Genomic DNA, 19,345 nt, shown 5'->3' on the forward strand with positions numbered 1-19,345 from the left:
CGGACGGTCCGGGGGCGGACGGCCCCGGGCCCGGGCGGCCTCAGCGTGCGCGGAACGCGTGCCCTGGAGCACACGGCAAACCCGGTATGCGCAGGGCGTTCCGACGTGTGGAGGAGAGGAGACGCCCGGGTCGTCTCAGCGGGCGCGGCGTGCCCGGCCCCGCGTTCCGGGCAGGGCCACGTGCCCCTTGGTGACGAGGTGGAACCGCTCCAGGCCGGGGCACTGCACCTGCACCACGACGGTGCCGTGCTCCAGCTCCCTCAGCGGGTGGGCCGCGACGCGGTGCCCGGCCGCCGTCAGCCGTTCCACGACGGCGGCCCGCTGGAGGGGCACACCGGTGCCGGGCGGCACTGTTTCGGGCGGCACCGCGCCCGGCGGCGCCTCGCCGATCCGGTCGGCGAAGTCCAGCATGGCGCAGGCCAGGAGACGTGGGTGCCCGGCGAGCCTGGCGCCGACCCCGGCCGCGACGTCGTGGTCGGCGACCAGCCGCGCGAACGGCCCCGACGCGTCCGTCGCCGCCGCCTGCTCGGCCACGACCCGGGCGAGCAGCTCGCCCTGGACGAACTCGGTGACGGCGCGTTCCGCGGCGAGTCCGCCCGACAGGGAGGCGCCGAGCCCGTAGCGGTGGTCCGGTGCGCCGCCCCGGAGTTCGGGGGCGTAGGCCATGACCACGGGCACGCCGAGGTCGGTGGTCAGGTCCAGCAGGACCACCGGGCCGCCGACGAGGTCGCGGGCGCGGTCCAGGTGGGCGCGCAGGCGACCGGGCAGCGCATCGCGGGCCACGCGCGCGGGCATGGGGCCGCCGTCGTAGACCGAGCGCAGCAGGAACAGCGAGAACGCGTCGCGCTCCACCCACTCGTTCAGGGCGTGCAGGAGCGCCTCGTCGCGGGTGGCCCCGATCGCGCAGCCGGAGTTGACGCTGTAGGACATCGCCGAGCGGTACTCGGCGGTGTCGCCGAGGGCGCGGCGCACCCGCGCCGCCTTTCCGCCGGGGACCGGGTACCACGGCGCCCACAGGAACACGGGGACGTCGACCGGCGGGCCGCCGTCGAGCGCCTCGTGGCGCACGCATGCCACCCGTGCTTCCCGCTGCGCGGCCACGTCGCGGACCGCCCGGTCGGCGGCGAAGGGGCCCTCGGCCAGTTCCGCGGCCTCCACCAGGCGCACCGGCAGCGCCTCCAGGACGGTGGGGCCGGTGAACGCGTGTTCCAGGGCCTCGAACTGCGCGCCTACGCGCGCGGGAAGGCCGGGGCCCTTGCCAGCGCCGAGTCCGTAGGGGACCTCGGAGCCGTCGGCGTCCCACAGGCCGCACTGGACGGCGGTCGGTTCGCGGTCGTCGAGCGTTCGGTAGCGGGCGCTCCAGCCGAGGGCTCGCACCTCGGCGCGGACCCGCCGCTCCGCCTCCTCCAGGGTGAGTTCGCGCTCGCGGGTTCCGGACCAGCTTCCGGAACCCGGCCCGGGGAGCGGGGAGGTCCGCTCCCCGGACGCGGGGATCCACGCGGATCGCGTCACCGCGCTACTCCGCGGTCTCCTCGTCCAGTTCCTCGACGGCCGGGGCGATCTCGTCCGCGCTGTCCAGCGGGGCGGTCCACTCGTATCCTGCGCAGGCCATGGTGCGGCTCCTCGGCGATAGACACACGGGACGCGCACGGGGTTGTCCGCGCCCCCGTCCTGCCTACCCCGCGAAGTGACGCCTGTCACTCGAAAGCGCCCTTTTCCCGTGAGTTCGTGCGGCTCTCCCGAAACCCGCGGAACGAGCGACCGGAGTACCGGGTCCGCTCACCAGCCCGGTGTGTCCGGGACAGGCGCGGCGCCTCGGGTCCGCTCACCCGTCCGTTTCGCCCGGGGCGGGCGCGGCGCCCCTCAGGAGAGCCGGTCGGCGACGGCGGTCACCGCCGCCAGGACCACCGCGCGGTCCGGTGCGCCCTCGTCGCGCTCGAAGTGGCGGTGCATCGACCACCCCTCGACCAGGGCGTCCAGCGCGCGGCACGCCTCGGGTGGAAAGTGCGCCGACAGGGAGGCGCGGCTGGTGGCCATCCACGCGCGCGCGGCCCGGTGGACCGCCTCGTCGTGGCTGGCGTAGGAGTACATCTCGAAGAGCAGGACGAACTGGTGGGGCGTGGCGTACTCGGGACCGCAGATGAGGTCGACCACGGCCTCGCACGCCTCGTCGCGGTCGCGCGCCGCCGCGAGCCGGTGCGCGTAGTACTCCGACATGGTCCCCGCCAGGTGTGTGAACGCCTGCTCCAGGATCGCGGGCAGGCCGTCGAAGTGGTAGGTGAGCGAGCCCAGGGGCACCGAGGCGCGCTCGGCGATCGCCCGGTGCGTGGTCCTGTGCACACCGCGCTCGGCGATCACCTCCAGGGCCGCGGCGAGGATGCGCTCCTTGCGTCGCGGGTCGTTGGCCACCCGCCTGGTTCCGGCCATGTTCCCCTTCCGCCCGCGGTCCGCTCCGTCCACGACCATTCTGGTGCGCGCCCGCCCCATCCGTGCCCGTGGTGCCCGCGCCCACAAGTGTGTACTTTTGTACACACTACTGACCGCCACTCCACTGGGAGCCCTCCATGGGAACCGCCGTGGGCCGTCGGCGCCTCGCGCTGTGCGTCCTGTTCCTCCTGCCCGGGCTGGGGATCTCGTCCTGGGTCACGCGCACCCCCGCCATCCGCGACGCGCTGGGCGCCTCCACCGCCGAGATGGGGTTCGTCCTGTTCGGCCTCTCGATCGGTTCGATGATCGGCGTCCTCGGCTCGGGCGCGGTCGTCGCCCGCCTGGGCGCACGTCCGGTCGTCGTGGTCGGGACCGTCTCGATGCTGGGGAGCCTGCCCGTCATCGGTCTGGGCGCGGGCCTGTCGACCGCCCTCCTCGTCGCGTTCGGCCTGTTCCTCTTCGGGCTGGGCATGGGCGCCGGGGAGATCGCCATGAACATCGAGGGAGCCGACGTCGAGCGGGTCATGGCCGAGCCGCTGCTGCCGCGCATGCACGGCTTCTTCAGCCTGGGAACCGTCATCGGCGCCCTCGTCGGCATGGCGCTCACCGCGGTCGGGTTCCCCGTGGCGTGGCACCTGGCGGCGATGGGCGTCCTGACCCTGGCGGTCGCGGCGACGCTCTTCGGCTCCCTGCCCCCCGGCACCGGCAGGGCGCTCCCGCGCGCCTCCGGCCAGGAGAACGCGGGCGGCGGACGCGCGCTGTGGAAGGACACCCGCCTGGTGCTGATCGGCCTCATCGTGCTCGCGATGGCCCTGGCCGAGGGCACCGCCAACGACTGGCTCCCGCTGATCATGGTCGACGGCCACGGCTTCGACCCGGCCCTGGGGTCGATGGTCTACGCCGTCTTCGCCGCGTCGATGACGGTCGGGCGCTTTGCCGGGGGCTACTTCCTGGCGCGCTTCGGCAGGGCCCGAGTGCTCGGCGCGAGCGCGCTGGCCGGGGTGGCGGGTATGGGGCTGGTGGCCGGTGCGGACAGCCCGGTCCTTGCGGCGGCGGCCGTGGTCCTGTGGGGGCTGGGCGCCTCGCTGGGCTTCCCCGTGGCGCTGTCGGCGGCCGGGGACTCCGGGCCCGACTCCGCTGCCCGGGTCTCCCTGGTGGCGACACTCGGCTACGTCGCGTTCCTGGTCGGGCCGCCCGTGCTCGGTCTGCTGGGAGAGGCCTACGGGCTGCGCACGGCCCTGGTCGTGCCCCTGCTCTTCGTCGCGTTCGCCGGGTTCCTCAGCCCGGCGGCCCGCCCGCGCCGGGTGGCGGACGCGCGGATCGACCGGGACGGTGCTGGAGCCGGAGGGGGCGGTACGGAAGCCGGAGGGAGCGGTGCGGAAGCCGACCGCGCCTGAGGCGGTTGCCTGAACGGTCGAGCGTGTCGCGGCCCGGGGGTGCGTCCGGAAGCGGCGGATGGCACACTCACGCCATGGCCGACGCCCCACCCGGATTCCCCGACCCAGCCGCCCGTGTCGACGCCTGGCTCAACGGAGCCTGGGTCATCGCGGCGCTCGCCGCAGCCGTGGAGGGCGCGCCGCTGTCGCGGGAACAGGGCGGGCTGCTGGCCGCCGCGGGGTGCGCGGAGCCCGACGGCGACGGGTGGCGGCTGCTCCCGGCCTACCGCGACGTCCTCGCGGGCTCGGCCGGGCCGTCCGCCTTCCCGCGCAGGGTCGCGCGGCAGCTGTCCCAGGCCGCCGACGCCGCCCTGGGCGAGCAGGACCGCGCGGAGGAGGACGACGCGGCCCTCCTGGCCGAGGGCGCCGCCTCGGGACGGCGGATGGCGGACTTCCTGGACCTGCTGGAGGAGCGTGTCCCGGGGTTCGGTGACCTCCTCGGCCGGGACGGTCTGCGCTTCCTCGACGCGGGAACCGGGATCGGCGCGATCGCGGCCGCCGTCCTGGAGCGCGTCCCCGGATCCCGAGCGGTCGGGCTCGACGTCCAGTCCCGGGCGCTGCGCCTGGCCGATCGCCACCTGTCCGAACGCGGGCTGCGCGACCGGGCCGAGCTGCGCCTGCTCGACGTGGCCGAGCTGTCCGAACCCGGGGCCTACGACCTGGCCTGGCTCCCCCTCGCGGCACTCCCGCCCGACGCCGTCGCGCGGGCGCTGCCGCGCGTGCGCGAGGCCCTGCGTCCCCGCGCCTGGCTGCTCACCGCGACCGTGCTGCGCGACGACCCCGGCGACGCCCCGGACGGCGGGATGCGCGACGCGGTGGTGCGCTGGCGGATGTCCCGCAGCCGGATCACCCCCTGGGGGCCGCGGGAGGCGGCGCGCGAACTGACCGCCGCGGGCTACCGGGACGTGCGGCGGGTGGCCACGTCCGAACCCGCCCTCACCCTGCTTGCCGCCCGCGCGCCCTGAACCGCGAGCCGCACGTGCCCCGCTCGCCGCCCGCGCGCTCTGAACCGCGAGCCCGCCGCCGAGGCTGCCCCACACATGTTCCGCTCGTCGCCCGCGCGCCCTGAGCCTCCCCGTGCCTCAGCCCGTGCCGAGGTAACCGTTCGGGTCGAGCACGTACTTGCTGGCCGCGCCCTCGTCGAAGGCCCGGTACCCCTCGGGCGCCTCCTCCAGCGGGATCGCCACGGCGTTGACGGCCTCGGCGATGCGCACCCGGTCGTGGAGGATCGCCTCCATCAGCTCGCGGTGGTACTTCATGACCGGGCACTGGCCGGTGAAGAAGGCGTGCGACTTCGACCAGCCCAACCCGATCCGGACCGACAGGGAGCCCTCCTTGGCGGCCTCGTCGGACGCGCCGGGGTCGCCGGTCACGTACAGGCCCGGGATCCCGATGGAACCCCCGGCCCTGGTCACGTCCATCGCGGTGTTGAGCACGCTGGCGGGAGCCTCCTTCGAGGCGCCCTCACCCGTCCCGTGCGCCTCGAAGCCGACCGCGTCCACCGCGCAGTCCACCTCGGGGACGCCCAGGATCCGCTCGATCTGCCCGGCGAGGTCCCCCTCGGCCACGTTCACCGTCTCGCACCCGAAGCTGCGGGCCTGCGCCAGCCGCTCCTCCTTCATGTCCGCGACGATCACCACCCCCGCGCCGAGCAGCCGGGCCGACGCGGCTGCGGCCAGCCCGACGGGCCCGGCCCCCGCGACGTAGACGCTCGACCCCACGCCCACGCCCGCGGTGACGCAGCCGTGGTAGCCGGTCGGGAAGATGTCCGAGAGCATCGTCAGGTCCAGGATCTTCTCCATCGCCTGGTCGCGGTCGGGGAACGCGAGGAGGTTCCAGTCCGCGTAGGGCACGAGCGCGTACCTGGCCTGTCCGCCGACCCAGCCGCCCATGTCGACGTAGCCGTAGGCCGAGCCCGGCCGATCCGGGTTCACGTTCAGACAGATCTCCGTGCGCCGGGCCTTGCAGTTGCGGCAGCGTCCGCAGGAGATGTTGAACGGGACCGAGACGAGGTCGCCGACCTTGACGAACTCCACGTCGGGTCCGGTCTCGACCACCTCGCCGGTGATCTCGTGGCCTAGGACCAGCCCCTCCGGCGCGGTGGTGCGCCCCCGGACCATGTGCTGGTCGCTGCCGCAGATGTTGGTGGCGACGACCTTCAGGATCGCCCCGTGCGGCACCTTGCGTCCGACGTTGGCCGGGTTGACCCCGGGGCCGTCCTTGATGACGAACTCGGGGTAGTCGACGTCCTCGACCTCGACCCGGCCCGCGCCCCTGTACACCACACCTCTGTTGCCAGACATGTCCTTCCCACCTCTCCGCCCCCGGGAGGGGGCACTTTCCCCTGTGGTTTCCGGTCGGGGCGGGCGGTAATCCGACACCGGAACCGCTCCCGGACTTCTTTGCCGGATCGGGGCGCGCTGTCAGCGCGGGGGAGGGGCCGTCAGTGGGCGGAACGGAGGCCGGGGCGGCGATTCGTACGCACCGGCGTATCCGAGTAGGCCGGGCGGCGTGTGAACCGGTACCATTTCCGAGGGACGCGGCCGGGACCACGGTCGCGGCAGCCCGCCAGCGTAGCTCAATTGGCAGAGCAATCGCCTTGTAAGCGATAGGTTAGGGGTTCAAGTCCCCTCGCTGGCTCTCACATGGTCTGACCTGGGAAGACGCCCGGTCAGTCGCGTCGCCGGGGCGGCCTGCCCGCCCCGAGAGCAACCGCCTGCGCCGACCTCCGCACGCCCGAGGACGGGCGCGACGGCGCCCCCGCGTCGTACACCGATGCTGACAAGAGCGTCGACATGCCGCGCTCCGAGCCCGTACGCGGCTGGGAACGGACTGCGCGAGCGCCTCCGGTCGTGGCTGGTGCTGCTGCCAGCGTTTTCGGCAGTGCTCTTTGAAGCTCTTGAGGAGCGAGGTGCTCTGGGATCCTCGCACGCGGAGGTAGACCGGTATGACGGAGGCGTCGGGACCAAGGAGACTGCACGTCTGGGCTCAGCAGCATTTGCTCAACTGGATGCTGAGACAGCTGTTCTACTGCCTGCAAACGGGTCAGGCATTCGACGGGCAACGCGGAGCTACCTCCGTGGTCAGTACATCTAGGGAGGACCCTTGGGGACGACGGGTTTTCCAGCGGCTGTCCAGAGCATGGTGTGTCGGAGGGTTCCGCCCACTCGGAGACGTAGGCACACACCGTGGCCGCGTACCCGGTCGGTTGCGAAAGGGGCGTCCGGGCCGCGACATGCCTTCGTGGTGACGTTGGCGCAGTTCAGAAGGTAGACCAATCCGGCTGATCGGAATGGTCTACCTGTGCCGCGTGGTTTATGCCCGTTTCGATATTTTCTGGCCACCGGTAACTGCTCTTATCAATATTGCAGGGGGCGCATAGGCGCCGATCTACTCCGCCGTCTCCTCGCTCTCGCGCCCTGGCCTCGTAACCGTGAAAGGTTCAGGAAGGATTTCTGCGGGCATTATCTCAGGAGGCATGGAGAAGTCCTGGGTAGCCCAACCGATGACAGACTCATAGGAATCCGCCACTCCCGCCACCGCCAGACGGTAGACCCCATCTCTTAGCTCCACAGGAACCCACGCCTCTTCCTTGGATCCGGTCACCAAAACTTCCAAGCCGAACTCGCAATCCCGGTTCCCGGTGATGAACTCCACCTCGAAGGTGCGCCGGTCCGCAACCTCGCCGCCCTCCAAGTACAGAGATTTGTCGAAGAAATCTTCCCCCAATTCCCTGTGGAACTGAGAATAATGATGGGGCATGACCTCCCGGGCCTTGGGATTGGCTTCAGTGAGGTCAAAAGCAAGGAAGATATCGTCGATGATCTCACCTCCTCCCTGGGTTGGAGGGAGGTCAACCAAGGTGCCGTTGGTGGCCGGGCCGCATAGCACGTCGGACAGCCGCATGTTCTGGACAATGACGGTAGTATCGTGGGCTGCCCCGATGGTGAAGCGTGAGCCGACGATCGACACGTCGAGTGACCCCTGGCTCGGTAGCCAGTTGTTCATGAAATGGTATAATCCGTCCTCCTTCGCCGTCCATTCGTTTTCATGGGTTGGCTCTGGGAGTGCCTGGTATTTAGGTATCAGGTCGGGGTTGGGGTCGCCCGGCACTATTTCCACTGGCGGGCCAGCTGCGTTATCCATCCTCTCTTTATCTTGCTGCTGTTCACGCTCCTCGGCGCTCTGATCAGCCGCCGCCGAATCCTGTGTGGCTTGGGACGCATCTAGTGTCGGCTTGACAATGGCCCAACCTGCAAGCGCAGCGAGTAGAGCACTGGCTACGCTGGCAATTGCCATCATCTGTCCTGTGTCCTGCGAGGCTCTTTTCCTTTTTGTTGGAACAGGCCGACGGGGGGAAGGTTTTTTGCGTTTGCGCTTCGCCATCTGATTCCTTCGGTGCCGCAGTGTCAGCGTGTTGGAAATCAACTCTATGGCAGGATGCAATGCGGTATCAATGGAAAGGCGCCCTTGGCCGCTTTCGGTCAACCGTATTCGGCTGAAGGGCTTCCCTGGCGGGTGGGGTCCGGAGGCGGTCCGGAAAACCCTCGCCTTCCATCGTGGTGGTGGGGGTCGAGGAGGATTACTGCAGGATGCTATGGACATGTGAGGGATATCACTCATCCCGTATCCGGAGGTTTCTGGCCAGGGGAGATGAGCACTCGACGACGCCGTGGAGTGCCCTGTCGTGCTCTCGGGGCAGGTGGGAACATGGGCCGCCGTCCGCTCCCGGCCATGCAGTGGCGATCACTGTGTCTACCCGACAGAGTGTGAGAGGAAGCCCCCGCCTTTCGAAGGGAACATGGTGAAGACGACTCGACTGCACCAGAGGATCACGGCCGGCCTAGTAACGCTGGCCGCAGCCGTTACCCTATCCGCCTCCATTGCGACACCTGCCGTAGCCGATAGGGGCGACTGTTTGGCCTACCTGATGTCGTGGGGCTACACCATCAACGAGCAAAAGCGGCGGGCTTGCTCTCTGGGAGAGACTCTCCTGGGTTTCCCTTACTGCGTCACGTTTCTCCAGTTGGAGAGTGTGACGGATGCTCACACTTCACGGGCCTGTGATCTTGCGGGATTCGGTATGTAGGTCCGCTTCTCCCGAAGCTACGGCGAGTTGCAAGGTAGGGGAGCGGACCAAGTAGGGGTAAGAAGCGTGCCAGCAAGTGCCAAATACCCCGCGAGTAACTTAGGTGGGGCCACGATGTTCCTCGCGCGCGACTGGCTTGCATCCGATGCAATCGTGACCCGGGTCGAGGAGGATCGCTACTGGATTTGGCGTCAGACCCCGCCGAAAGTCACAGCGAGATCACGACGACCCCCGCGCAGCACTCCGTTGCACGGGGCCTTTTCCGTACTCGCCCGGCGATACAGTGCGTCTCGCTCCTGATAAGGTTCATCATCAGAGGCCAGAAATTGACCAAACCAGCAGCGGATGAACGCGCCCTGACACCACAGACGGACTCACTGGGCACCCTCTACCTCCCGGGCCCGCCGCCTCCAAGACTCGGCCTCTTCCCCCCGGCCCGCCTCGACTAGTGCCGTGGCCGGGAAGGTTCGCCCGGGTGCCCTCACGCCGCTACGGGTAGCGGTCGGCCTCCCCAACGAACACCCTTCTCGCTGCGTACCCGGGCGCGTTCACGGCGCTGGGCCGCGAGCACGTCCGGGTCGCGGGCGTTGGCGTTGCGCCACCGTAGATAGGCGTGCAGCGCCCGCGTTTGCACCGTGTGGTTGGGGTGGTGGGAGTTGGCGATGGTGAACTGGCGCAGCGGCCCGAAGTGCGCCTCGATCGGGTTGGCCCAGGAGGCGTAGGTGGGGGTGAAGCACAACTCGACCTTGTTGCGCTGGGCCCAGGAGCGGATCGTGGGGCCCTTGTGTGCGGACAGGTTGTCCATGATCACGTAGATGGGGGCGCCGTCCGGGCGGGCGGCCCGGATCGTCTTGAGCGCGGTGAGTGTGTTGGCTGCGCCCTTGCGCCGGTGGTTGATGCCCCACAGGGTGTCGTCTCCCACCGAGTAGCAGCCGTGGAAGTAGGTGACGCCATGGGTGCGCCGGTAGGTGGCCGGAAGGCGGTGCGGGCGGCTCTTGCGGGCCCAGCCCGTCCCGGCGGTGGGCCGGATGCCCAGCGGTCCGAACTCGTCGAAGGCGAAGACCCGGTCGGCGAAGTGCTCCATGACGTGCTCGATGCGGTCGAGTTTGGCATCGGCCTCGGGGTCGGGCGAGTCCTTCCAGGTCGTGGTGCGTTGGAAGGTGATGCCATGCCGGTGCAGGAGCGTTCGCAGGGTCTCGCGGCCCATGCGCAGGCCCGGTCCGGGCCGGTGGGCCAGGTGGGCGGCGAGTTTGCGCAGCGACCAGCGGGTGAAGGGCTGGCCGAGCTTGGTCGGGCGGGTGGTGGCCGTCTTCAGGACGAGGTCTTCCTCGTCGGGGGTGAGTAGGCGGGGACGGCCTCCCGCCCATTTAGGGTCCAGGCAGCTCAGCCCTTGGGTGTTGAAGGCGTGGATGACCTCGCGCACGGTCTTCTCATCAGCGGCGACCAGGCGGGCGATGACGGGGGCGGTGTTGCCGCTGGCCGAGGCCAGGATGATCATCGCTCGCCGGTAGCGGACGGTGTTGGTGCTGCCCCGGCGGACGATGCGTTGGAGTTTTTGGCCCTCGGGGTTGGTGAGTCTGCGGGCTTTGAGGGGTGCGGACACCGCGGCTCCCAGGGTTGACTGCTGGTGTTGCGGTCAACCCTGGCATCGATCACTGACCCGGGCGAACCTTCCCGGCCACAGCACTAGCAGGTTCCCGAGGTTGAACATGGCGTCGGCGGGCCCCTGCTCGGCGTTCTGGTCGTCCGGTCGGCAGGCCGCTGGTGAAGCGCTGGATTCGACGGCTCTTCCCAGCCATGTCCGGTTAGGCGCTTCACCGCCGCCGTTCCTGCTGACGGCGCACGTGTGCTGTCTCCTCGCCCGGTGATCTCCGGCCGTCCTCGTGCGCGGCCGGGCCGGTCTTTGGAATGCACCGTCCTTCACCGGCTCTCGGGAAGAACAGGGCGCGAGAGCAGCACTGCCGGGTAGAGCGTCGTGGGCGCCCAACTCGTGCCCATCGGCTTGGTTGGCAGGCAGGGCCACCTTCACCCACCCCGGCGCTGGTGAGGCTGGTGAGGCTGGCGGGGCGAGCGGAGCATGCACGGTGACCGGAGTGTGGATGCCACCGGCCTGGATGCGGCAGTGGAGCTGCTGTGCCACACCGGCCTGCGCGCGGAGGAGTTGGGGGCCGGGTGGCAGGCCGCAGGGCCGCGAATCAGGGCCTGCGCGCCGCGGTGATGCACTCGTCCAGCCGGTTGCGCGCCTCCCACAACTCCCCCATCTGCCGGTCGAGGCGGTCGCGTTCGGCGGCGAGCAGCTTCAGCAGTCCCGGGGAGGCCCCACCGGAGTCGGCGAAGGGCAGCACCTCGCGGATGACCCTGCTGGGCAGACCCTCGGCGTAGAGCTGCTGGATCAGCCCGACCCGCTCGACGGCACCGGCCGCGTACTGGCGCCGACCACCCGCATCGCGGGTGGAGTGCAGCAGGCCCTGCTGCTCGTAGTAGCGCAGCGCCCTGACGCTGACACCCGCCTGCGCGGCGACCTCTCCGATCCGCACCCGGCCTCCCGCACCGATTCCACGTCCGGTTTGCACCTGACGTTGACGTCAGGTTCTAGCGTAACGGACACCGGTCGGAGCCCTCTGTCCGATCCATCCTCGCGATTCCTGGAGCACGCCTGTGAACAGCACTCCTCCGTGTCCGACCGCCACCGGATCGTCCACACGGCGCACGACGTCGCCCACAGCGGCAGAACACCGAGAGCGCAGCGCGGTCGACATGACCGACATCCGCGGAACCGTCGTCGTCCTGGGCGCCACGGGGCAGCAGGGAGGATCGGTCGCCGCGGCGCTGCGGGCCGACGGCTGGGCGGTTCGCGCAGTCGTACGCGATCCGTTCGGCCCGCGGGCCCGATCCCTCTCCGCCGCCGGAGTCGAGACCGTTCGCGGTGACCTCGGCGATTCGGAGTCGCTCCGCGCGGCCTTCACCGACGCCCACGGCGTCTTCAGCGTCCAGCCGAACTCGGGCCAGGCCGGCGCCGACGTGACCGACGAGGACGAGATCCGCTTCGGCACCGCGGTCGCCGACACCGCCGAGCAGAGCGGCGTCGCCCACCTCGTCTACAGTTCGACGGTCGCCGCGGGACCGACACCCACGGGCGTCGCCCACCTCGACACCAAAAGCCGTATCGAAGCCCACGTCCGGAACCTGGACATCGCCAGCACCATCATTCGACCGTCCACCTTCATGGAACTCCTCCTGACCCCCGACACGGGCCTGGACCGGGGACACCTGTCCTTCTTGACGCACCCCGACCGGGTCCACCAGTTCATCGCGGTACGCGATATCGGCCGGATCACCGCCGCGGTCTTCGCCTCACCCGACCGGTACGCCGACCGCAGCATGGATATCGCCGGTGACGCTCTTACAGGCAACGCCCTGGCTGGGCATCTGACCCGGGCCGCCGGTCGACCGATCACCTACAGCCGCCTGCCGGACACGCTCCTGGCACAGAACGAGGTGCTCGGAAGGTTGGCTGTGCTCGCCGACGGCGGCAGACTCGCGGGACACGCGGACCTCGACGCGCTGCGCACGGAGTTCCCCTTCCTGCTGCGCTTCGACCACTGGTTGGCGGGCCCAGGTGCGGGCCTCCTCCAGGAGGCCCTCCGTCCCGCGGACACAGGCCTGCCCCCGCGCTGACTGAGGCGGTGTGGGCGGCCGGGTTCAGGGGCGAGGAGGAAAAGTACAGGATTTAGCGCCAGACTCCGCCGGAAGTCACAGCGAGACCACGGCAGCCCTCGTGCAACGGAGCACCGCATGGGGGCTTTTTTGTGACCAGGTCGGTGTTAAGACAAGGGGGCACACTTTATAAGTTTTTCTTATCGAGCTCCAAGAGCCGAGAGGAAACCAGCAGCAGCCGAGCGTGCCCTGACGACATGGCAGTGCTCACCCAGCATCCTCCCCAACACGGGCCTGCTGCCTCTGCTCTTCGGCCTCCTTAGAGCGGACCGTTGCTTGCAGCAGGGCCCCGAAATGGACCGTCGAGTGAGTGTCACCCCCTGGGGCTGAGCTTCCCGCACGCGGAGGTGGACTTGCGGGCTGGTGGTCCTCGTCCTGAAGCACGGACGTCTCCGCGCGGCGAGCCGCACGGAGACGTCCTGGGCAACGGTCAGGGGATCAGCACCGCGCATCCGCAGGCAGGTCGGCCTTGTAGTCGCCCTGGAGGGCGACGGCCGGGATCCAGCCGACCAAACCGTTGGCCAGATGGATCCGGACCCACACGTCGCTGGTGTAACCGCCGTAGGTGATCTGCTGGTAGTGCCCCCAGCACACGGCCTGAGCGGTATTCGGCCAGACGAGGTAGTTGCTCTGGGGAGGGTCGGGGCGGGTACGGGGCTGGCCGCGCACGGGGGCCTTCCCGCCCACCGGCGGGACCACGGTGTACGTGGCCGTGTGCGCCACCTCCGCTGAGGCCGGGCCGGGCATCGTGAGCGGGCCGGCTGCCACGAAGGCGACCAGGGTCGCGACCAGGAAGCTCCTCATCTGGGAGGCAGGACGCCTCGCTACGCGCCTCAGCACCGCGCACCCACGGGCAGGTTGGCCTTGTAGTCGCCGTTGAAGGCGATCGCGGTGACCCAGCCGGTGCCGCCGGAGTTCAGGCGCAGCTTGATCCACACATCGTTGGTGTAGCCGAGGTAGGTGATCTTCTGGTAGCGGCCCCAGCACACGGCGTTGTAGGAGTGGGGGGCCACGACGTGGCTGATCTGGGTGCTGGTGTTGCGGGGCTCGGAGCGCACCGGGGTCTGCCCGTAGTTCCAGGCGGTGACGCGGTAGGCCTGGGCCGACACCTCGCTGGCCGGGGCCGCGGAGGGTGCGGTGGCGGCGGAGGCGGGAGCGGCGCTCGCGAACAGGCCGACCGCCATAAGGGCGACCAGGACGGGGGAGAGGAGGGTCTTCATACGCAAGGGGGTCTCCAGTTCAGAGGAGGCGGGTGTGTGCGCACCGAGGTCTCCCGGTGACGCGCCGCATCCAAAGTAGTGGCAATGCGTCCGCATTGCAATGCACTTGCATTGCAAATTGGCGCGAGGACTGGCGCTGTGATGCTTCGGGTCGCCGGGGGTCGTCAGGGGTGCTGGTCAGTCGTGCTGGACGGCGAAGCACACGACGAGCACGAAGACGAATCCCAGTGCGCCGAGCAGGAACGGTGAGTCGTCCGGAAGTGCGACACGTTCACTGATCCACGCCAGGGGTCCCCAGGTGGCGCCCCAGGCAAGTTCGGTGAATGCTGCCCCGTACCCCTGGATCATGAGCAGGATCCCGGTGACCAGGGTGAGTCCGTAGATCCGAGCCTCCACGAACATGAGGCGGAGTGTTTTCGACATGCCCAACTCCTCTCTTTTCAATGCAAGTGCATTGTAACCATGGTGCGAGGAGTGTGGTGCAATGCGATGCTTCAGAGGGAAGACGGGGGAAGCGATGCCCAAACAGGTGGACCACCAGCAGCGACGCGCCCAGATCGCGGACGCGGTCTGTTCGCTGGTCTCAGCGCGGGGACTGGAGGCCGTCAGCCTGCGCGACGTGGCGGCCGAGGCCGGGATCTCGATGGGCCGGGTGCAGCACTACTTCCGGACCAAGGACGAGATGCTGCTGTTCGCGCTGGAACACGTGGCCAAACGCGAGGTCGCCAAGACGCTCGAACGCCTGGAACAAGCGCCGGAGCCGCCCTCTCCGCGAGCCATCGTCCGCACGGTTCTGGGTGGCCTGCTCGAAGAGGGCCCCCGCCCCGTGCAGGCGCAGCGCGTCAACGTCGCCTTCACGGCGCGGGCCGTGGTCGAGCCGTCCCTGGCAGCGTTCCTGCTCCGTGGCTACACGGACCTCCAGGAGCTTTTGGAGCAGGCGGTGGGCCAGGGGATCGACGAGGGGACGGTCGCCGAGGGGGCCGACCCGCAGTGGGTGGCCACCGAGGTCTTCGCGCTGGCTGACGGACTGAGGGTGCAGGTCCTCCTCGGACACATCACCAGGGACCGGGCCATGGCGGTCCTCGACGCCCGCCTGGACCGGCTTTTCAGCGGCTGACCGGTGGGGGTTCGGGGGCGAGGACCCGCGCTCAGGACCCGCCCGCCCTGTGGCTGGATGTCTCACTTCTGGAAACAGGCATTGCCAGAAGCTGACTTCGGGGTGACTTCCGGAAAAACAACCCCTTGCTGAGAACAGCCCCCGAAACCACTTCTGGAAACACACGCACCGAGCGGGGTCGCCGAATCCTCGATATCCCCGAGGGCTTCGCGTCCGAGGCCGACAAGTCCTGGTTCCTACGGCCCTAAACGAAACCCAGCATGTCCAGCACGGTCATGAACAGGAAGAAGACCACACCGAGCAAGACCAGGGCAACGATGATGATGAACACCATCAACTTCTGGTTGCGCTCGATCCACGACATCATGTGGGCGTGGGTCTGGGCCAGCTGAGCGTAGGTGCGGGGCTCTACCAGGCGCTCGCAGGGCAGACCGAGCGCATCCACGAGGCGGTCCACGTCCTCGGTCGTGGTGGTGGCATCACCCCACCGGATCAGTGTCCTGCCGTACCGGTCGAGCACGTACAGGCTGTCGATCGCTCTCATTCTGGGCTCTTTGATGGTCACTCTGACCACGCGCACGATGTGCGCGCGTGGTACCCGCCGGTGCCAGAACAGCCCCCGCCAGACGAGCTCGTGCGCCGTCACGGTGGTCCTGGCCATGAACAGCTGAACGACCATGACCAGAAGCATTATGGCGAACAGGATGCCCATGCCCCACGCCAGTCCGGCTGCGGATTGCACCGCCATAGAAACGGTCCCTGTCACGGCGGACACCACCACAAGGCAGATCAAGCCCCAGGACTTGCCCTTATCGGTCTTGAGTACGAGGTCGCTGTGCGTGTGGGGCATAGGGAAGGCACCGTCCTTCTTCAGTTCTCGTGAAGGAATAGGACGCGAGAGCAGAACTGCCGGTTCCACGCCGCTGCGGTCCGGGAGTCGGGCATCGCCTTCCGGCCGGGAGGAGCGGTGGATCCCGAGCAAGGCGACGTCGTCCTGAGTTCCACGCACGCGGAGGCGAGCCGGTCCGGGGCCCAGGAGAGCGGACTACACGAAACCAGCCAGGGCGTGGGCCATTCGTGTCAGCGCATCGCTCATGCGCCGCTCTCAGAAAATCGGTCAAGGTTCGGCCAAGGCGGACGCTGACAGCGCCTACCGCTCCCGCTGACAGCACTCCCGCCAGCGCTGTCATCCCTGTTCAGGGCCTGTTTTCGGTGCTGTCAGCGGACAGCCGCTGAGAAGAGTCCGCCCGCCCCACCTCCCGCGTCCGGGCGCCTCGTGTCAGCTCCCTGCCAGCACCCCGCCCGCATTCCGCTCGCCGACCGTGAGCCCTCCGTGCGCCCGCCGTCAGCCCGGCTCCCTTTCGTGGTCCGCGTCATCACTGACACGGCCCGCGAAGGGAACAGACCCATGACGACCGAACCGCTCAACCGCGCCGAGAGGGAGTTCCAGCTCCTCGACCTCGATGTCGCCGGCCTCGCGGCGCAGCTCGTTCCGGCCACCGAAACCCCTCCCACCACCCTGGTCGAGCTGCGCGCCGCACTCCTGAACCGCACCACCGACCGCCGCTCGCGCGACGACGTCTGGCGGAGCCTGGTCGTGCGTGCACAGGACCGCGAGGAGTGGATGGTCGCCGCGATCGGCTTCGCCATGCCCGCGCTGCGCACCTGCGCCCGCGGCCTGTGCCGGGGCCTGGACCCGCGCACCGTCGAGGAGGTGGAGGAGGAGCTCCTCGCGGGCTTCGTCCACGCCGTCCGGGAGGCCGACACCGCCTGGCACCGCCTGCACTGGGCCCTGCGCTGCCGCGCCCAGCGGGCGGGCCTTCGGGCCCGGACCGCCGCGCTGCGCCAGCCGCTCCTCATGGCCGAGCCGCCCGTCACCGCCGTCGTCCCCACCGGAACGCCGGACATGGTCCTCTGCCGGGCCGCCCGCCACGACGTGATCACCCCGGACGAGGCCGAGATCATCGGCCGCACCCGCTTGGAGGGCGTCTCCCTGGCCACGGTCGCCCGGGAGCGGGGCGTGCCGTACTGGCGCCTGGCCAAGCGCCGCGCCCGCGCCGAGGAGCGCCTGGCCGAGGCGATCCGCGCCCGCCAGCTCGCCGACCGGGATGACCTGCTGCTCGTGGCCTGACCTATTGGCCTGAGCCGCGGCCTGACCCGTGGCACGACTCGTGGGCCTGACCCGTCGTGGTCTGAGCGTTGCGGCGGCTCCGCCCGCGTCACGGGCGGGCCGCCACGTATCCAATCGACTCGTTTCCTTCCCCGCGCACGCGTCGTGGGGGAGCGCTCTCGGAAGGTGCGGGATGAGCATGTCGTGGTGTGTTCTGGCCGGGGCGGGTCCGCTCCTGCTGTCCGCCTCGCCGACGGAACTGGTCCTGCCTGGGCTGCACGCCGCCCAGGGCGAGGGCCCCTACCTGTACGCGGTGCACGCGGTGGAGGTGGTCAGGAGGATCACCCGGCTGGTGCAGCTGCTCGCCGTCTCCCTGGCCACGCTCTTCATCGCGGTCTCCGGGGTGCGCTGGATGGTCGCGGGCGGCGAGCCCGGGGAGATCGACAAGGCCAAACGCGGCATCTACGGGGCCTGCATCGGCTACCTCGTCGCCCTGGTGGGCGAGGTGCTGCTGCTGGCCCTGGACTACGTCGTCAAGTACGAGCAGGGCGTCTGATGTCCCCGGCCGAACCGGAGGAGGGCGAGCAGGACCCCGCCGAGGTCTTCGACTGCGGGGTCCTGGAGGTCTCCTGCCACATCACCTCGTGGTTCCACGGCCTGGTCTCGGACGTGGTCAACCCGCTCTTCGGGTGGATGGCGGACAAGGCGTTCCACACCCCCGAACCCACGCCCGGGGTGACCGGTGTGTGGGAAGGGGTGTCGGCGGCGGTCAACACGGCCTACGCGCTGCTGATCCTGGCGGCGGGGCTGGTCATCATGGCCCACCACAGCCTCCAGGCCCAGTACGGGGCGCGGGAGGTCCTGCCCCGCCTGGTGGTGGGGTTCGTCGCCTCGAACCTGTCACTGGTCGTGGTGCGGCTGATGTCGGACTGGTCGACGGAGTTCGCCCGGGCGTTCGCCGCCGACGGGGTCAGCGCGGAGAGGGCGGCGCGGGCCCTGACCGAGCGGGTGGGGCCCTTCCTGCTGGAGGCGACGGCGTTCGTCGTGCTGCTCCTGCTGGTGCTCGTGGTGCTGCTGGTGGTGTGGTCCCTGGTCGAGATCGTCCGGATCGTCATCGTGATCCTGCTGACGGTGGGCGCGCCGCTGATGCTGATGTTCCACGCGCTGCCGCAGACCAACCGGATCGCCGAACTGTGGTGGCGGGCGATGACGGCCGTGTGCGTGGTCCCGATCGCCCAGGCGCTGGCCTTCGTGGCGCTGATGCGGGTGTTCTTCGAGGGGGACACCCAGGTGCTGTTCGGGGCCGCGCAGATCCTGAGCGGGGACGCGAACCTCTTCGACCTGTTCCTACTCCTGGTCCTGGTCTACGTCCAGATCCGCATCCCGTTCTGGACCTACAAGGCCGTGCTGTCGGGGCACCGGGGCAGGTCGCCGGTGGTGTCCGCGGCCAAGTCCCTGACCTGGGCGGCCGTGCTCACCACCGCGGCGTTCGCGACCGGCGGTACCGCGGCGGCGGGCACGGCGGCGACCGGGGCGGTGCGGGGGCGTCTGGGTTCGCTGCTGCGGACGGCCCACAACGCCAGGACCGTCCGCCGGGCCGGGGCCGTCCACCAGACCGCCGCTATGCCGCGCCGCGTGCGGAACTGGAGGTTCGGCACCCCGAACGCCTCGACGCCGCCCGCCCGGCACGGCCCCGCCGTCTCGCCGTCCGCGCCTTCGGGCGCGGGGGAGCAGGGCGGTCCGGGACGCACACCGCCCGCAGGGCCCGGGCCCCGGACCTCGGGACCGCGTCCGCCGATCCACCGCCCGGACGGAAGGCCGGTGCCGCGAACGGGAGTGAAGGCGCCGTGGACCGAGGGGGCCGACCAGGGCCGGTCGCGGAACCGCACGCCGCCACGGCCCGGACCGCGCGGCCTGAACCCACCGCATCACCCGCACCGCGCACCCGCGCCCGGCTCCGGGACGAGCCCGCCGTGGACCGACCACACCCGTCCCGTCGGCCACGCCCCGCCGCGGACGGCGCCGCACGCGGACACACCGCGCCACCACCCGCGTCCGGCACCGCCCCGGGCAGGCGGCAGCGCCCCGCACGAGCGCGCACACGCACGTCCCGAACCCCGGCGGTGGCCGCCGCGCGGTCGCGGAGCCGGGGCCCACCGGGGCGGGCCGCGCTGGCGATGGCGCTGGAACCCGTGGCGCACCTGACCACCACAGCAGAAGGGGAAACCG

17 protein-coding genes and 1 tRNA gene are annotated in these 19,345 nt (G+C 70.1%); 8 read left to right on the top strand and 10 right to left on the bottom strand.

Features of this window, described 5'->3' with window-relative positions:
* Window positions 1–135: 135 nt before the first annotated feature.
* Together KGD83_RS03480 and KGD83_RS03485 are read right to left on the bottom strand one after the other, a co-directional pair.
* Window positions 136–1,512 (bottom strand): YcaO-like family protein, encoded by a 1,377-nt coding sequence (locus KGD83_RS03480; RefSeq protein WP_212642485.1) that lies wholly within the window; start codon window positions 1,510–1,512, stop codon window positions 136–138.
* A 351-nt stretch (window positions 1,513–1,863) separates the two neighbouring features.
* Window positions 1,864–2,427 (bottom strand): TetR/AcrR family transcriptional regulator, encoded by a 564-nt coding sequence (locus KGD83_RS03485; protein ID WP_212642486.1) that lies wholly within the window; start codon window positions 2,425–2,427, stop codon window positions 1,864–1,866.
* A gap of 137 nt (window positions 2,428–2,564) precedes the next feature.
* Here KGD83_RS03485 and KGD83_RS03490 point away from each other — a divergent pair, with 137 nt between their 5' ends.
* Window positions 2,565–3,824, top strand: a complete 1,260-nt coding sequence (locus KGD83_RS03490; RefSeq protein ID WP_212642487.1) for an MFS transporter — start codon at window positions 2,565–2,567, stop codon at window positions 3,822–3,824.
* Between the two features lie 74 nt (window positions 3,825–3,898).
* Window positions 3,899–4,828 (top strand): SAM-dependent methyltransferase, encoded by a 930-nt coding sequence (locus KGD83_RS03495; protein ID WP_212642488.1) that lies wholly within the window; start codon window positions 3,899–3,901, stop codon window positions 4,826–4,828.
* Window positions 4,829–4,945: 117 nt separating this feature from the next.
* Here KGD83_RS03495 and fdhA read toward each other — a convergent pair whose 3' ends face one another.
* Complete coding sequence (fdhA, locus tag KGD83_RS03500; RefSeq protein WP_212642489.1) at window positions 4,946–6,166, bottom strand: formaldehyde dehydrogenase, glutathione-independent; 1,221 nt, start codon at window positions 6,164–6,166, stop codon at window positions 4,946–4,948.
* Window positions 6,167–6,430: 264 nt separating this feature from the next.
* On the opposite strand from fdhA, the gene KGD83_RS03505 reads away from it, so the two are divergent.
* A tRNA-Thr gene (locus KGD83_RS03505) sits at window positions 6,431–6,503 on the top strand.
* A gap of 750 nt (window positions 6,504–7,253) precedes the next feature.
* Here KGD83_RS03505 and KGD83_RS03510 read toward each other — a convergent pair.
* The 3 genes from KGD83_RS03510 to KGD83_RS03520 all read right to left on the bottom strand — a co-directional run bounded on the left by KGD83_RS03510 (window position 7,254) and on the right by KGD83_RS03520 (window position 11,489).
* Window positions 7,254–8,162: a hypothetical protein gene (locus KGD83_RS03510; protein ID WP_212642490.1), complete on the bottom strand. Its 909-nt coding sequence runs from the start codon at window positions 8,160–8,162 to the stop codon at window positions 7,254–7,256.
* A gap of 1,271 nt (window positions 8,163–9,433) precedes the next feature.
* Entirely contained in the window at window positions 9,434–10,555 is a 1,122-nt protein-coding gene (locus KGD83_RS03515) for an IS630 family transposase (RefSeq protein ID WP_212642420.1), read from the bottom strand.
* Between the two features lie 592 nt (window positions 10,556–11,147).
* Window positions 11,148–11,489 carry a MerR family transcriptional regulator gene (locus KGD83_RS03520; RefSeq protein ID WP_212642491.1) on the bottom strand — a complete coding sequence of 114 codons (342 nt, stop codon included), beginning with the start codon at window positions 11,487–11,489 and terminating at the stop codon, window positions 11,148–11,150.
* Between the two features lie 220 nt (window positions 11,490–11,709).
* Here KGD83_RS03520 and KGD83_RS03525 point away from each other — a divergent pair, with 220 nt between their 5' ends.
* A complete protein-coding gene (locus tag KGD83_RS03525; RefSeq protein WP_212642492.1) occupies window positions 11,710–12,630 on the top strand; it encodes an NmrA/HSCARG family protein in 921 nt (306 codons plus the stop codon).
* A 477-nt stretch (window positions 12,631–13,107) separates the two neighbouring features.
* On the opposite strand, the gene KGD83_RS03530 is transcribed toward KGD83_RS03525, so the two are convergent.
* The 3 genes from KGD83_RS03530 to KGD83_RS03540 form a co-directional block, all read right to left on the bottom strand.
* Window positions 13,108–13,473 (bottom strand): SH3 domain-containing protein, encoded by a 366-nt coding sequence (locus tag KGD83_RS03530; RefSeq protein WP_212642493.1) that lies wholly within the window; start codon window positions 13,471–13,473, stop codon window positions 13,108–13,110.
* A gap of 29 nt (window positions 13,474–13,502) precedes the next feature.
* Window positions 13,503–13,895: an SH3 domain-containing protein gene (locus KGD83_RS28925; RefSeq protein WP_212642494.1), complete on the bottom strand. Its 393-nt coding sequence runs from the start codon at window positions 13,893–13,895 to the stop codon at window positions 13,503–13,505.
* 171 nt (window positions 13,896–14,066) lie between these two features.
* Window positions 14,067–14,312: a hypothetical protein gene (locus KGD83_RS03540; RefSeq protein ID WP_212642495.1), complete on the bottom strand. Its 246-nt coding sequence runs from the start codon at window positions 14,310–14,312 to the stop codon at window positions 14,067–14,069.
* A 94-nt stretch (window positions 14,313–14,406) separates the two neighbouring features.
* Here KGD83_RS03540 and KGD83_RS03545 point away from each other — a divergent pair, with 94 nt between their 5' ends.
* The gene (locus KGD83_RS03545; RefSeq protein ID WP_212642496.1) at window positions 14,407–15,006 is read left to right on the top strand and encodes a TetR/AcrR family transcriptional regulator; all 600 of its coding nucleotides are present in this window, start codon (window positions 14,407–14,409) and stop codon (window positions 15,004–15,006) included.
* Between the two features lie 244 nt (window positions 15,007–15,250).
* Here KGD83_RS03545 and KGD83_RS03550 read toward each other — a convergent pair whose 3' ends face one another.
* The gene (locus KGD83_RS03550) at window positions 15,251–15,988 is read right to left on the bottom strand and encodes a hypothetical protein (RefSeq protein ID WP_212642497.1); all 738 of its coding nucleotides are present in this window, start codon (window positions 15,986–15,988) and stop codon (window positions 15,251–15,253) included.
* A gap of 426 nt (window positions 15,989–16,414) precedes the next feature.
* Here KGD83_RS03550 and KGD83_RS03555 point away from each other — a divergent pair, with 426 nt between their 5' ends.
* The 3 genes from KGD83_RS03555 (at window position 16,415) to KGD83_RS03565 (ending at window position 19,321) form a co-directional block, all read left to right on the top strand.
* Window positions 16,415–17,137, top strand: coding sequence for a hypothetical protein (locus KGD83_RS03555; protein ID WP_212642498.1), 723 nt, complete (start codon window positions 16,415–16,417; stop codon window positions 17,135–17,137).
* Window positions 17,138–17,309: 172 nt separating this feature from the next.
* Window positions 17,310–17,672 carry a hypothetical protein gene (locus KGD83_RS03560; RefSeq protein WP_212642499.1) on the top strand — a complete coding sequence of 121 codons (363 nt, stop codon included), beginning with the start codon at window positions 17,310–17,312 and terminating at the stop codon, window positions 17,670–17,672.
* A complete protein-coding gene (locus tag KGD83_RS03565) occupies window positions 17,672–19,321 on the top strand; it encodes a hypothetical protein (protein WP_212642500.1) in 1,650 nt (549 codons plus the stop codon). The genes KGD83_RS03560 and KGD83_RS03565 overlap by 1 nt, the downstream gene beginning before the upstream one ends.
* Window positions 19,322–19,345 lie beyond the last annotated feature (24 nt).

Origin of the sequence: Nocardiopsis akebiae, assembly GCF_018316795.1 — a bacterium.
Lineage (GTDB): Bacteria > Actinomycetota > Actinomycetes > Streptosporangiales > Streptosporangiaceae > Nocardiopsis > Nocardiopsis dassonvillei.